The 12,114-nt window shown below is 74.0% G+C and carries 10 protein-coding genes; 2 read left to right on the top strand and 8 right to left on the bottom strand.

Annotated elements, in window-relative coordinates; all coding sequences use genetic code 11:
- Window positions 1–176: 176 nt before the first annotated feature.
- Window positions 177–620: an Hsp20/alpha crystallin family protein gene (locus FHD63_RS15570; protein ID WP_058890463.1), complete on the top strand. Its 444-nt coding sequence runs from the start codon at window positions 177–179 to the stop codon at window positions 618–620.
- Window positions 621–656: 36 nt separating this feature from the next.
- Window positions 657–1,991, top strand: a complete 1,335-nt coding sequence (locus FHD63_RS15575) for an MATE family efflux transporter (protein WP_139722845.1) — start codon at window positions 657–659, stop codon at window positions 1,989–1,991.
- Between the two features lie 9 nt (window positions 1,992–2,000).
- Here FHD63_RS15575 and FHD63_RS15580 read toward each other — a convergent pair whose 3' ends face one another.
- The 8 genes from FHD63_RS15580 to rplI all read right to left on the bottom strand — a co-directional run bounded on the left by FHD63_RS15580 (window position 2,001) and on the right by rplI (window position 12,110).
- On the bottom strand, window positions 2,001–5,090 hold the full coding sequence (locus tag FHD63_RS15580; RefSeq protein WP_139722846.1) for a hypothetical protein: 3,090 nt from the start codon (window positions 5,088–5,090) through the stop codon (window positions 2,001–2,003).
- Between the two features lie 73 nt (window positions 5,091–5,163).
- Window positions 5,164–5,520: a monovalent cation/H(+) antiporter subunit G gene (gene mnhG / locus FHD63_RS15585; protein WP_058890466.1), complete on the bottom strand. Its 357-nt coding sequence runs from the start codon at window positions 5,518–5,520 to the stop codon at window positions 5,164–5,166.
- A complete protein-coding gene (locus FHD63_RS15590) occupies window positions 5,517–5,837 on the bottom strand; it encodes a monovalent cation/H+ antiporter complex subunit F (RefSeq protein ID WP_139722847.1) in 321 nt (106 codons plus the stop codon). The genes mnhG and FHD63_RS15590 overlap by 4 nt, the downstream gene beginning before the upstream one ends.
- The gene (locus FHD63_RS15595; RefSeq protein ID WP_139722848.1) at window positions 5,834–6,454 is read right to left on the bottom strand and encodes a Na+/H+ antiporter subunit E; all 621 of its coding nucleotides are present in this window, start codon (window positions 6,452–6,454) and stop codon (window positions 5,834–5,836) included. The genes FHD63_RS15590 and FHD63_RS15595 overlap by 4 nt, the downstream gene beginning before the upstream one ends.
- Window positions 6,451–8,010: a Na+/H+ antiporter subunit D gene (locus FHD63_RS15600; protein WP_139722849.1), complete on the bottom strand. Its 1,560-nt coding sequence runs from the start codon at window positions 8,008–8,010 to the stop codon at window positions 6,451–6,453. The genes FHD63_RS15595 and FHD63_RS15600 overlap by 4 nt, the downstream gene beginning before the upstream one ends.
- Complete coding sequence (locus FHD63_RS15605) at window positions 8,007–8,498, bottom strand: Na(+)/H(+) antiporter subunit C (protein WP_058890469.1); 492 nt, start codon at window positions 8,496–8,498, stop codon at window positions 8,007–8,009. Before FHD63_RS15605 ends, FHD63_RS15600 begins: the two co-directional genes overlap by 4 nt.
- A complete protein-coding gene (locus FHD63_RS15610; protein ID WP_139722850.1) occupies window positions 8,495–11,449 on the bottom strand; it encodes a Na+/H+ antiporter subunit A in 2,955 nt (984 codons plus the stop codon). The genes FHD63_RS15605 and FHD63_RS15610 overlap by 4 nt, the downstream gene beginning before the upstream one ends.
- A gap of 214 nt (window positions 11,450–11,663) precedes the next feature.
- Window positions 11,664–12,110, bottom strand: a complete 447-nt coding sequence (gene rplI, locus FHD63_RS15615) for a 50S ribosomal protein L9 (protein WP_139722851.1) — start codon at window positions 12,108–12,110, stop codon at window positions 11,664–11,666.
- Between the last annotated feature and the right edge of the window lie 4 nt (window positions 12,111–12,114).

Below are 12,114 nucleotides of genomic sequence, written 5' to 3' on the forward strand. Positions count from 1 at the left end.
GTGCACGAACCAGAAACTTGAGTCACACCACCGCTCTGACCTGCACAGACACCGCGCACAGGCTGTGGAGGAAAACTCGTCCTCCCGCGCTCGGGAAGGTTGACACCCCCACCCGCGTTTAGCACTCTATAAGCACGAGTGCTAACGCACCCGCGTCGAGACAAGGAGGAACCCTGATGAACCGCTTCGACCCGCTGCGCGAGATGGACCGCCTGATGTCCGAGCTGCGCACGACCCCCACCACGGCGTCCGCCATGCCCATGGACCTCTACCGCGCGGGAGACCACTTCGTCGCCCGTGTCGACCTCCCCGGCGTCGACCCGGGGTCCATCGACATCGACGTCGAGGACCGCACCCTCACCCTGCGCGCCGAGCGGCGGGAGCAGACCGATGTCGAGCAGTGGCTCTCCCACGAGCGGCCCGCCGGCACCTTCGCCCGCCAGCTGACCCTCGGCTACGGGGTGGCGCTGGACCGCATCGAGGCCGACTACACCGACGGTGTGCTCACGCTGACCTTCCCGGTGGCCGAGGAGGCCAAGCCGCGCAAGATCAACGTCACCCACCGCGGGCAGCAGAGCATCGAGGGCGAGCGCGTGCCGGAGGAGGCCGCAGCCCGATGACCGGGGGTGCCGTGCCCCGGTGACAGACTCGGGCGGGTGAGCGACACCGCACCGCGGGACGGCCAGGCCAGGGAGATCCTGCGCCTGGCCGTCCCCGCCTTTCTCGCCCTCGTGGCCGAGCCGCTCTTCCTGCTCGCCGACTCCGCCATCGTCGGTTACCTCGGCACCTCCGCCCTGGCCGGTCTCGGCGTCGCGAGCGCCGTCCTGCTCACGGCGGTCAACATCTTCGTCTTCCTGGCCTACGGCACCACCGCCGTCGTGGCCCGCCGGCTCGGGGCCGGTGACCAGCGCGGCGCCGTCAGCGCCGGCATCGACGGCATCTGGCTGGCGCTGCTGCTCGGGGCGGCGGCAGCGGTCGTCACCGCCGTGCTCGCCGGGCCCCTCGTGCAGCTCTTCGGCGCCGGTCCCGACGTCGCGGCCGAGGCGGTGACCTACCTGCGCTGGTCGGCGCTCGGCATCCCCTCGATGCTCGTCGTCCTGGCCGCGACCGGCGTCCTGCGCGGCCTCCAGGACACCCGCACGCCGCTGGTCGCCTCGGTGGTCGGCTTCTCCGCCAACGCCCTGCTGTCCCTGCTGCTCGTGCACGGCGTCGGGTGGGGCATCGCCGGCGCGGCGATCGGCACCGTCCTCGCGCAGACGGGTATGGCGCTCGGTCTCGTCCTCGTCGTCGTCCGGGGGGCGCGCCGGCTGGGGTCCTCGCTCACCTTCCACGGCGCCGGGGTGCTGCGCGCGGCGCGCGGCGGCATACCGCTGCTCGTGCGGACCGTCGCCCTGCGCGCGGCGCTGCTGCTCACCACCTGGTCGGCAGCCGGGCTGGGTGACGAGCAGCTCGCCGCCCACCAGGTCGCGATGACGGTATGGTCCACGCTCGCCTTCGCGCTCGACGCCCTGGCCATCGCCGCCCAGGCGCTCACCGGCAAGACCCTCGGCGCGGGCGACCGGGAGGGCACCCGCGCGGCGACCACGCTCATGGTCCGGTGGTCGATCTGGTTCGGGGTCATCCTCACCGGGGTGATCCTGGCCCTGCACCGGGTCATCCCCCTCGGCTTCAGCCAGGACCTGGACGTGCGGTCCGCCCTCGGGGCGGCGCTCGTCGTCGTCGCGCTCGGGCAACCGATCGCCGGCATCGCCTTCATCCTCGACGGGGTGCTCATCGGGGCCGGGGACACCCGCTGGCTGGCCTGGGCCCAGACCGCGGCGACCGTGGCCTACCTCCCCATGGTGCTCGAGGTCCGGCTCAGCGGGGTGGACGGCACGACCGGCCTGGTCTGGCTGTGGGTCGCCTTCACCGGCTTCATGACCGTGCGGGCCCTCCTCCTGTGGCGGCGGTCCCGCGGGGAGACGTGGATGGTGGTGGGCGCCGAGCGCTGAGCCGCGGGCTCAGCGTCGCAGCCGCTCGCACCCGTCCAGCGCCACGAGCAGCTCGGCCAGCCCCGGGTAGCGCGCCGGCCTGCCCTCGACCGGGGCGTCGGTGGGCTCGACGCTACGCCTGCACTGGGTGACCGCCTCGTCCACCCCCTCGCCCAGGGAGTCGAGCATGTCCTCCCGGCTGGCCGGCGACAGCACCCAGCCGAGCGGAGCCTCGACCGCGGGGCGGCTGGCCTGCGTGACGACGTAGACCGTCGCGACGTCGGGGCTCACCGCGCCGGTCAGCTCGCGGGCCCGCTGCAGGAGCGCAGGGGTGTCCTTCTGGGTGAGCGCGGCGTTGCCGTTGCCGACGAGCGGGACCAGCACCTCCGCCACCGGCTCCGGCGGCGGCTGCACGAGGTCGCTGCCGCGGCCGTTGTCGAGGTAGACGACGAGCGGCACGACCCGAGCGGACGGGTCCTGCTCGGCCACCTCGGCCAGCAGCCGGGGGGCGAGGTCGACGACGGTGCCGAGGCCGCTCCCCTCGGCGTAGCCACCGTCGATGAGCTGGCCCTGCGGCGCGTCCCCGCACGGTCCCACCACGCCCGAGGGCGTCACGTAGGGGAAGCGCGCGGACGTCATCGACGCCGTCGAGGCCGGCACCGACCCGACGCAGGCGTCCGCCCCCTCGGGTGTTGACCCCTCGCCGGTCGCAGGGACCGGGGGCAGGTAGTCGGCGTAGAAGTCCCGGCTGTAGGCCAGCGGCGAGCCCAGGTCCGCGCAGTCCGAGACCGCGCCCGACCCCAGGTCGACCTGGCTCACCAGCACCCGGCAGCCCGAAGAGGTGGCCGTCGAGTTGAGCACCAGGGCGGCGCTCAGCTCCCCGGGCGGACGGTCCTGGGGCGGGCGGAGGAAGTCGGCCGCGAGGCCGGGCGAGCTCTGCTCCCACGCCATCTCCATCAGCGCGGCCCGGTCGTGCCAGCCCTCTCCCGGGGCGTCCGACCCCGCGGGCAGCCCGGTCACGGCATACGCCGGGTCACGCAGCAGGAGCCCCAGGCTGGCCTGCGCCAGCGCGTCCGGGGCGCCCATCGCCCAGACCTCCTCGACCGCGGTGGCCTGGTCGTCGGCGAACCGGCTCACCGCCAGCCCGACCGAGCCGCCGCTGACGCCGCTGGCGAGCAGCACGGCGTCCAGCCCGCAGGGGGTGTTCACCCGGACCTCCTCCAGCGCTGCGGCGCTCCAGTAGGCCGCCCGGATGCCACCCCCCTCCGCCGCCACGAGGACCATCGGGCGGGCGGAGCCCTGCGGTGTGTCGACGAGGCACTCCTCGGTGCGCGCCAGCCAGTCGGCCACCGCCTCGGACAGCGGAGCGGGGCGGGCGACCTGGCCGGGCACCTCGCCGGCCAGCGAGCCGCGGATGCCATGCACCTGGTGGCTGCTCCCCGGGAGGAGGGCAGCGACGACGACGGCGGTGAGCAGGAGCGCGACCGGCGCCTCGCGCAGCCGCAGGGCGGGCCACCAGAAGAGCTGTGGCGGGGCGGCGAACTGGTGCAGCACCACGCTCGAGCCGACCAGCAGCATGAGGGCACCCAGTCCCAGCATGACCACGCCGATCACCCCCAGCAGGGCGGACAGGCGCACCGGCCACACCGCCAGGGCGACCAGCACCGCGGTGCTGACCAGGACCAGCGCCCAGGCCAGACGCCACAGCCGCCGCGACCCGGGCTGCGTCGGCTGGCCCCAGGTGCCGACCTCGTCCTCGCCGACGACCGTGCTGGCCCCGGCACCCGGGGTGAACAGGTCACCGACCCACGGCAGCGTCTGCAACCCCTCGAGGACCCGGGGCGCGAGGGACCACACGGCGACCGCCGCAGCGAGGCCGAGCAGCGGGACGCAGCGCTGGAACGGCGTGCCCTCACCCAGGACCGTGAGCACCAGGTGCGAGCGGATGAGCGCCAACGAGCCCACGACCAGCCCGCTCAGCGCCAGGATGTCGCCGACGCGCCGCACCTGGACGGCGGTCGCGGCGTCGTAGGTGATCGGCTCCGGAGCGACCAGGGTCGGGGCACGCCGGGTGGTGACCCACGACCCCGCGACGATGAGCACCGGCACCGCGACGAAGGCCAGGAACCAGCCCCACCGTACCGGCCCGGTGCCCGCCAGCGCGGCCCCCGCCCACAGCACCACGACGAGCACCGGGCCGAAGAGCCACTGCCGCAGCGCCGGCGCCGGCCGAGGAGCGAGGTCCCCGGCGTCCACCACCCGCCGGGCGACGTTGTCGGAGATCAGCCGGCCGAGCAGCACCAGGCCGAGAGTGATGAGCAGCAGCAGCACCGAGGCCAGGGAGGCGTGCACCCAGCCCGGCACGGCGGTGCGCCCGTCACCCGTGGCGAACCACGTGCGCTGGATGTCGGGGAGCTGGTCCAGGATGCCGCTGCCGGGGACCAGCGCCAGCACCGCGACCGGCGCGAAGGCCAGCGCCGAGAAGCGCTGGGCATAGACCGCCCGACCGCGGCAGGCGAGCCACGCCCGGCCGGTCGGGGTGCCGAGCAGGGCGTAGCCGAGCTGCACCCCCACCGCGAGCAGCAGGACCCACTTCAGGGCGCTCGTCCACGCGGTGGCCGGCACGAGGAGCGCCGGTGGCGCCTCGCTCGCCGGCCCGAGGACCAGCAGGGCCAGCAGGACGTTCTCGGCCACGTCGGCGGCCACCGCGACCCAGACCACCCACGGCCGCGGCCAGGTGAGCAACCGGACAGGACCCTGGGGGAGCACTGCTCCGCGGTCCACGACGCGCGACAGCAGAGACCACAGCAGCAGCCCGTAGGTGATGGCGAAGGCCACGTCGACGCCGAGCCACAGCCCGACGAGCAGGTCGGCCTGAGCCTGGGCCGCGGGGTCACCCCCCATGCCGAGCTGGTGGATGGCCAGCCAGGGCTGCGACGCCGAGCCGGGTGGGGGCAGCGGCAACCGCGGTGAGCTCACCTGCGCCAGCCCGAGCGAGAAGCCCTCCGGCCCGGCCTGGACCATCCGGATCAGCCGGTCGATCTCGGTGAGCGAGATGAGCAGCGCGCCGCAGACCGTGAGCAGGATGAGCGTGCGCCGGGGCAGGGTCGTCGGGTCCATGGTGCTCCAGGTCGTGAGCGCGGCGTGGTCGTGCTGGACAGAGCCGTCGGCCGCGCGTCAGATACCTGGGCGGCTACCCCTGGGGCCGGGGATCCCCCTCGTCGTCGCGCTGCCCCAGGTGGATGTGCGCCGGGGCGATCTGGCCGGTCCGGAAGCCGGCGCGGCCCACCATGTGCGACCCCGCCGGGATGGTCAGCAGCTGGAAGAGCCCGATGAGCACGAGCATCCCGACGTCCAGCCCCGAGCGCGAGCGCAGCCCGACGCCCAGGATGACCAGGAGCACCCCCAGCACCTGCGGCTTGGTCCCGGCGTGCATGCGGGTGAGCAGGTCGGGGAAGCGCAGCAGCCCGATGGCCGCGGCGAGGCAGAGCAGGGCGCCGAGGAGCAGGCAGACCAGCCCCAGGACGTCCAGCACGTCGACCGCCGTCATGACGTCTCCTCCCCGTCCGGCACCGGCAGGGGTGCGGGGGTGTCCCGGTCCCGCGCCACGAATCGGGCCACCGCGACCGAGCCGAGGAAGCCGACCAGGGACAGCGAGATGAGCAGGGGCAGCGTGGTCCAGGCGTCGCTCAGGGCGGCGTAGGCCCCCAGGGCGCAGATGACGATGGACACGAGGACGTCCGTGGCGACCACCCGGTCCAGCACGCTGGGCCCGATGGTGATGCGGATGAGGGTCAGCGTGGCCGAGACCGCCAGCAGCCCACCGACGATCCAGGTCAGGACGGTCTCGACCAGGTCGATGCTCATGAGGTCTCCTCCTCGCTCGTGGCTCCCGCCCCGGCGCCCGGGGTCCCGCGCCGGTGCCGCCGGGGGTCCAGCACGGACGCCGGGTCGGGGTGCAGGGCGCGCAGCACCCTCGCCTCCTGCGCACGCACCTTGTGGCGGACCCGCTCGGCCTGGTGTCGCGTGCGCACGTCGAGCGCGTGCAGCGTCAGCACCCGGCTGCCCGGGTCCAGCTCGATGACCACCGACCCCGGCACCAGCGAGACCATCTCCGCGGTCAGCGTCTGCAGCAGCGGGTCGTCGGTGGCCAGCTGCAGGTCCATCACCACCCCCGTGGCGACCGGCCCGGGCCGGACGGAGAGCCAGGCGACCTCGACCGAGGCGCGGACCAGGTCCAGGAGGAAGCGGCCGAGGAGCACCAGCAGCCCCAGCGGCCGCACCCGCAGGTGGAGGTCGACCCTGGGCAGCGGGAAGAGCACGAGCACCAGCAGCGCGACGAGCACACCCCCCAGGACGTTGAGCACGTCGAGGCTGCCCCACAGCAGCACCCAGACGGCGGTGAGCCAGAGCAACCCCCACGGCGACACGGGCGGGAGGAGACGACGCACGCCCCGCCGCCGCAGCCGGTCGGCGCCCGTCACAGCCCGGCCTCCGCCCGGACCCCGAGGACCGCGTCCAGGTAGGGCTCGCGCAGCACGAGGTCGACGGCGGACCGCGTGGTGATGTCGAAGAGCGGCCCGGCCACCACGGTCAGCGCCAGCCCGACGGCGACGAGCGCCATGGTCGGTGCCAGCACCCCGAGGCCGAGGGCCTCGTGGTGCCCACCGCGCACCGGTCCCTGACCGGTGATGCCGCGGGCGTTCTCGGACCAGAACGCGCGCCCCCACACCTTCGCGACGGCATACAGGGTGAGCAGGGAGGTCAGCACCGAGCCGGCCACGAGCAGCAGCGCCAGCCAGGACCCCTCGGCCACGCCGGCCTGGACCAGACCGACCTTGCCGAGGAAGCCGCTGAACGGGGGGATCCCGGCCATGTTCATCGCGGGCACGAAGAACAGGACCCCCACCAGGGGCGAGATCCTGGCCAGGTCACCCAGCCGGGTGCTGTCCGTCGAGCCACCGACCCGCTCGACCAGCCCCAGGACGAGGAAGAGCGTGGTCTGCACGGTGATGTGGTGGACCACGTAGAAGATCGCGGCGGCCAGCCCGTGGGTGCTGCCCAGCGCGATGCCGAAGAGGAGGAACCCGATGTGGCTGACAAGGGTGAAGCTCAGCATCCGCTTGATGTCGTCCTGGGCGATCGCGCCGAGGATCCCCACGATCATCGTGAGCAGCGCGGCCACCAGCAGCAGGTCGCTGAACGAGGACCCGGGGAACAGCAGCGTCTGGGTGCGGATCATCGCGTAGATGCCGACCTTGGTCAGCAGCCCGGCGAAGACCGCGGTCACCGGTGCGGGCGCCGTCGGGTAGGAGTCGGGCAGCCATCCCGACATGGGGAAGACGGCCGCCTTGACCGCGAAGGCGACCAGCAGCATGAGCTGCAGCAGCGCGGCCGTGCCGGGCGCGATCTCCCCGAGCCGCTCGCTGAGCAGGGCCAGGTTGATGGTGCCCGTGGCTCCGTAGGTGAGCCCGATCGCCGCGAGGAAGATGATCGAGGACAGCAGCGAGACCAGCACGTATGTCGTGCCCGCCCGGACCCGCTCGGCGGTGCCACCCAGCGTCAGCAGCACGAAGCTCGCCGAGAGCAGCATCTCGAAGCCGACGTAGAGGTGGAACAGGTCGCCGGAGATGAAGGTGGTGGTCACCCCGGCCGCCAGCACCAGCAGCGTGGGGTGGAAGACCGGCAGCGGGGAGTGCCCGTCGCTCTCCTCGTCGAATCCGCTCGCGCCCTGGCCGATCGAGTACGCGAGGACCGCCAGCGTGACGATCGTCGAGACGATCACCATGAGCGCCGCCAGCCGGTCCACCACCAGCACGATGCCCTCGTTCGCGGCCCAGCCCCCGACGAACATCACCTGGGGCCCCTGGGTGTCGCTGGCCCACAGCAGCACCCCGGCCAGCACGGTCATCCCCGAGAGCGCGGTGACGCTCACCACCCGCTGCACGGCGGTGCGCCCGGCCGCGGCCAGGGTGAGCCCGGCGCCGATCAGCGGCAGCAGGACCAGCAGGGGCACCATCCAGGCGTAGCCGTCGCTCATGCGGTGCCCCCCTCGTCGTCGTGCGCCTCGTCGTCGCGGCGACCGTGGTGGGCCCGCTCCGAGCGCTCGGTCTCGGCGGCGATCTCCTCCGCCTGCTCACGGGCACCGGGCTGGCCGCCGAGGTCGTCGGCCTCGGCGCGGGCGTGGATGCGGGCGGACTCGGTGTCGTCGGCGACGAGGTCGTCCCGGCCCACCTGCCAGCCCCGGTGGGCGAGCGCGAGCACGAAGGCCGTCATCGCCAGGGTGATGACGATGGCCGTCAGCACCAGCGCCTGGGGCACCGGGTCGGCCATGGGGCCCCCGTCACCGGCGCCGACGATGGGCGGCGAGCCCGCCGGGCCGGAGCCGACGACGAACAGCAGGTTGACCCCGTTGCCCATGAGCAGGAAGCCCATGAGCGCGCGCACCAGCGACCGGGACAGGAAGAGGTAGGCGCCGGTGCCGACGAGCACGCTGGCCACGAGGATGAGGGTCACGTTGACGGTCATGGGCGCACCTCCGCCTCGGCGCGCTCGTCCTCACGCTCGCGCTCGCGGGCGATCTGGGCGTCGATGCCGGAGCCCAGGCTGCGCAGCACGTCGAGCATGAGGCCGATGACGACGAGGTAGACGCCGATGTCGAAGAGCAGCGAGGTCACCAGGTGCACCTCGCCCACCAGCGGGATGGTGAGGTAGGCGTCCCAGGTCCGCAGGGCCGCGGAGCCGAAGAGCATGGGGATCACGGCGGACCCGGCGGCGATGAACAGCCCGCTGCCGAGCAGCACGGCAGGCATCACCGGGAGCGCGGCCCGCAGCTCGTAGCCACGACCCCCGAGGTAGCGCAGGCAGAGGGCGAGCCCGGCCACGATGCCGGCGGCGAAGCCGCCGCCGGGCTGGTTGTGGCCGGAGAGGAGCAGGTAGACCGACCACAGCAGGATCGTGTGGAAGACCAGCCGGGTCACCACCTCCAGGATCACCGAGCGCCGCTCCGGGTCCAGCGCGAGGATGCCGGAGATACGGCGGCTGGGCAGGATGGCCCCCGTGGTCTCGGAGGTGCCCGCCCGCATCCCGGCCCGGTCGCCGCGGGCGCTGCGCAGTCCGGCCCGGACGCGGTCCATGGCCTCCTCGCGGAGGAACACCAGGCTGGCCACGCCGGTCGCGCAGGCCAGCACCACGGACAGCTCGCCCATCGTGTCCCAGGCCCGGACGTCGACGAGGATGACGTTGACGATGTTGCGGCCGGCCCCGTAGTCGACGGACCGCTCGGCCAGGTCCCCGGCGGCCGGGGCGTGGACCCGGGAGGCGGTGACCACCAGCGTGGTCGCGCCCACGACGACCCCCACCGCGACGCCGAGCAGCGCCCGGAGCCGGCGGGTCAGGGTGCTCGGGTCGTCGGGGAAGCGACCGGACAGCCGGCGCAGGACGAGCACCAGCACCACCAGCGACACGGTCTCGACGAGGATCTGGGTGAGCGCCAGGTCCGGGGCGCCGTGGAGCAGGAACAGGATGGCCGTGCCGTAGCCCGTCACCGCCACCAGGAACGCCGCCCGCAGCCGGCGACGGGCCCGCGCGGCCAGCACGGCCGAGGCGACCACCAGGGCCGCCACCGCGACCTGCGCCGCGCTCTCGGCCAGGCGCAGCTGGTCGCGCTGCGGCCAACGGTTCGCCCCCAGCAGCAGCTGCGTGCCGGGCAGCAGCACCAGCACGGTGAAGATCGTCCCCAGCAGCAGCGGGAGCGAGCCACGCTGCAGGAAGCCCGTGGTCTCCAGCGCGAGCCGGTCCAGGCCCCGCATCAGGCCGTGGTAGGCCCGGGCGGCGTCGAAGGGCGAAAGCGGGATCGGCACCTCGGCGGGTCGACGCGCCTGGAGCCAGAACCACAAGCCGCCGAGGACCCACACGCCGACGGAGACGAGCAGCGGGACGTTGACCCCGTGCCACAGGCCCAGGTGGACCTCCGGTCCGGTGCTCGCCACCCGCTGCGCGGTGGCGGAGTAGCCCTCCAGCCCCTGCTCGAGCCAGGTCGAGGTCGGCCCCAGCAGGAGGCCGGTGAGCGCCAGCACCAACGGGATCCCCACGAGCACGGCCCCGGGGGCGTGCCAGGCGTGGGCGCGCGGGGCCACCGACACCGGCCCACCCGCGGGCGGGCGCGCGCCGTCCGTGAAGGCGCCCCACACGAAGCGCAGCGAGTAGGCCATGGTGAGCACCGAGCCGAGCACGAAGGCCACCGCGGCCACCCCCTGCAGCGAGGCCCACCCGGCCGCCGGCGTGAGCAGGGACGTGAGCGCCGCCTCCTTGCCGACGAACCCGAGCAGCACCGGCAGTCCGGCCATCGAGGCGGCGGCCAGGGTCCCCGCCACCATGAGCCAGGGTGCGCGACGACCGACCCCGCGGAGGTGGCGTATGTCGCGGGTGCCGGTGGCGTGGTCGATCGCCCCGACGGTGAGGAAGAGCGCGGACTTGAAGAGCGCGTGCGCGAGGAGCAGGGTGAGCCCGGCCAGCGCGGCACCCTCGGTGCCGTAGCCCAGCAGGAGGACCAGCATCCCGAGCTGGCTCACCGTGCCGTAGGCCAGCAGCAGCTTGAGGTCGAGCTGGCGGGTCGCGCGGACCCCGCCCAGGAGCATGGTGCCCGCCCCGAGCCCCAGCACCAGGACCTGCCAGACCGGGAGGTCGGCATACCCGGGGGCGAACCTGGCCACGAGGTAGACACCCGCCTTGACCATCGCCGCGGCGTGCAGGTAGGCGCTCACCGGGGTGGGGGCGGCCATCGCCCCGGGGAGCCAGAAGTGGAACGGCACCAGCGCCGACTTGGTGATCGCTCCCAGCAGCAGCAGGCCGACGCCCCAGGCGACCAGCGGGCCGGTCGAGGTGACCGGGTCGGCCACGAGCTCGCTGATGCGGTAGGTGCCCGCCGTCTCGCCGAGGATGACGACCCCGACGAGCATCGCCAGTCCCCCGCCCGCGGTGACCACCAGGGCCTGGCGGGCGGCGCGGGTGCTCGCGGCGCTGGTGGTGAGGTAGCCCACGAGCAGGTAGGACAGGACGGTCGTGATCTCCCAGAACACGTAGAGCGCCAGGAGGTCGTCCGTGGTGACCAGGCCCAGCATGGCGCCGGCGAAGCCCACGAGCGCCCCGCCGAGCAGACCCGGGCTGCCCCCCGTGGTGCGCAGGTCGACGTAGCGGGAGCAGTAGAGCAGGATCAGCGCGCCGACGACCGTGACGACGAGGGCGAGGACCGTCGACAGGGTGTCGAGCCGGAAGGCGAGGGCCAGGCCGAGGTCCGGGACCCAGGCGACGGACTCCTCGTGCACGGCGCCGCCGCCACCGGCCTGGGTCGCGAGCCAGGCGGCGGACGCGGCGGGCACGAGCGCCAGCACCGCGAACGCCCGGCCGCCGAGGACCCGCATGAGGGAGGGGGCGACGACTGCTGCGGCGAGGTGCGCCCCCAGGAGAGCCAGGATCACGCTGGTCTCCCCTCGGTGCTTGACTCGTCCACCAAGTTTATCGGGGCGCGGCGCCCTCCCCAAATGCTGGCCTTCGCCCTCGCACCGACACCGCCACCAGGTGGAGGCGCTGCCGACAAGGAACGGCCGTCAGCCCTGCCGACGAACGACGGACGGCCCCGCCTCCCTCGGGGGGAGACGGGGCCGTCCGCTGCGGTGTGCGCGCAGCCGTCGGTCAGCCGGCGACGACGCTCACGGTGACGTCGGCCGCGACGTCCTCGTGCAGACGCACGTGCACGGCGTGCTCGCCGACGCTCCGGATCGGGCTACGGACCTCGATGCGGCGCTTGTCGACCTGCGGGCCACCACCGGCGGCGATCGCGTCGGCGATCTCACCGGGGGTGACGGCGCCGAAGAGGCGGCCGCCGGAGCCGGCGCGCGCGGCGACGGTGATCTCGGCGCCCTCGAGCCGGGCCTTGGCGGCGGCGGCGTCCTCGGCGCTGCGGACCGCGCGCTTGTCGCGCGCGGCCTTGATCGAGTCGACCTGCTTCTGGCCGCCCTTGGTCCAGGGCGTCGCCACCTTGCGGGGCAGCAGGAAGTTGCGAGCGTAGCCGTCCTTGACGTCGACGACGTCGCCGGCGTCACCGAGGCCGGTGACGGGCTGGATGAGGATGATCTTCATGTGG

This window comes from Serinicoccus chungangensis (assembly GCF_006337125.1).
Lineage (GTDB): Bacteria > Actinomycetota > Actinomycetes > Actinomycetales > Dermatophilaceae > Ornithinicoccus > Ornithinicoccus chungangensis.

Excerpts from the sequence above, each read along its gene's own strand:
- FHD63_RS15570 (WP_058890463.1), top strand. The coding sequence starts at position 177 with ATGAACCGCTTCGACCCGCTGCGCGAGATGGACCGCCTGATGTCCGAG.
- FHD63_RS15580 (WP_139722846.1), bottom strand. The coding sequence starts at position 5,090 with ATGGACCCGACGACCCTGCCCCGGCGCACGCTCATCCTGCTCACGGTC.
- mnhG (WP_058890466.1), bottom strand. The coding sequence starts at position 5,520 with ATGACGGCGGTCGACGTGCTGGACGTCCTGGGGCTGGTCTGCCTGCTC.
- FHD63_RS15590 (WP_139722847.1), bottom strand. The coding sequence starts at position 5,837 with ATGAGCATCGACCTGGTCGAGACCGTCCTGACCTGGATCGTCGGTGGG.
- FHD63_RS15600 (WP_139722849.1), bottom strand. The coding sequence starts at position 8,010 with ATGAGCGACGGCTACGCCTGGATGGTGCCCCTGCTGGTCCTGCTGCCG.
- FHD63_RS15605 (WP_058890469.1), bottom strand. The coding sequence starts at position 8,498 with ATGACCGTCAACGTGACCCTCATCCTCGTGGCCAGCGTGCTCGTCGGC.
- rplI (WP_139722851.1), bottom strand. The coding sequence starts at position 12,110 with ATGAAGATCATCCTCATCCAGCCCGTCACCGGCCTCGGTGACGCCGGC.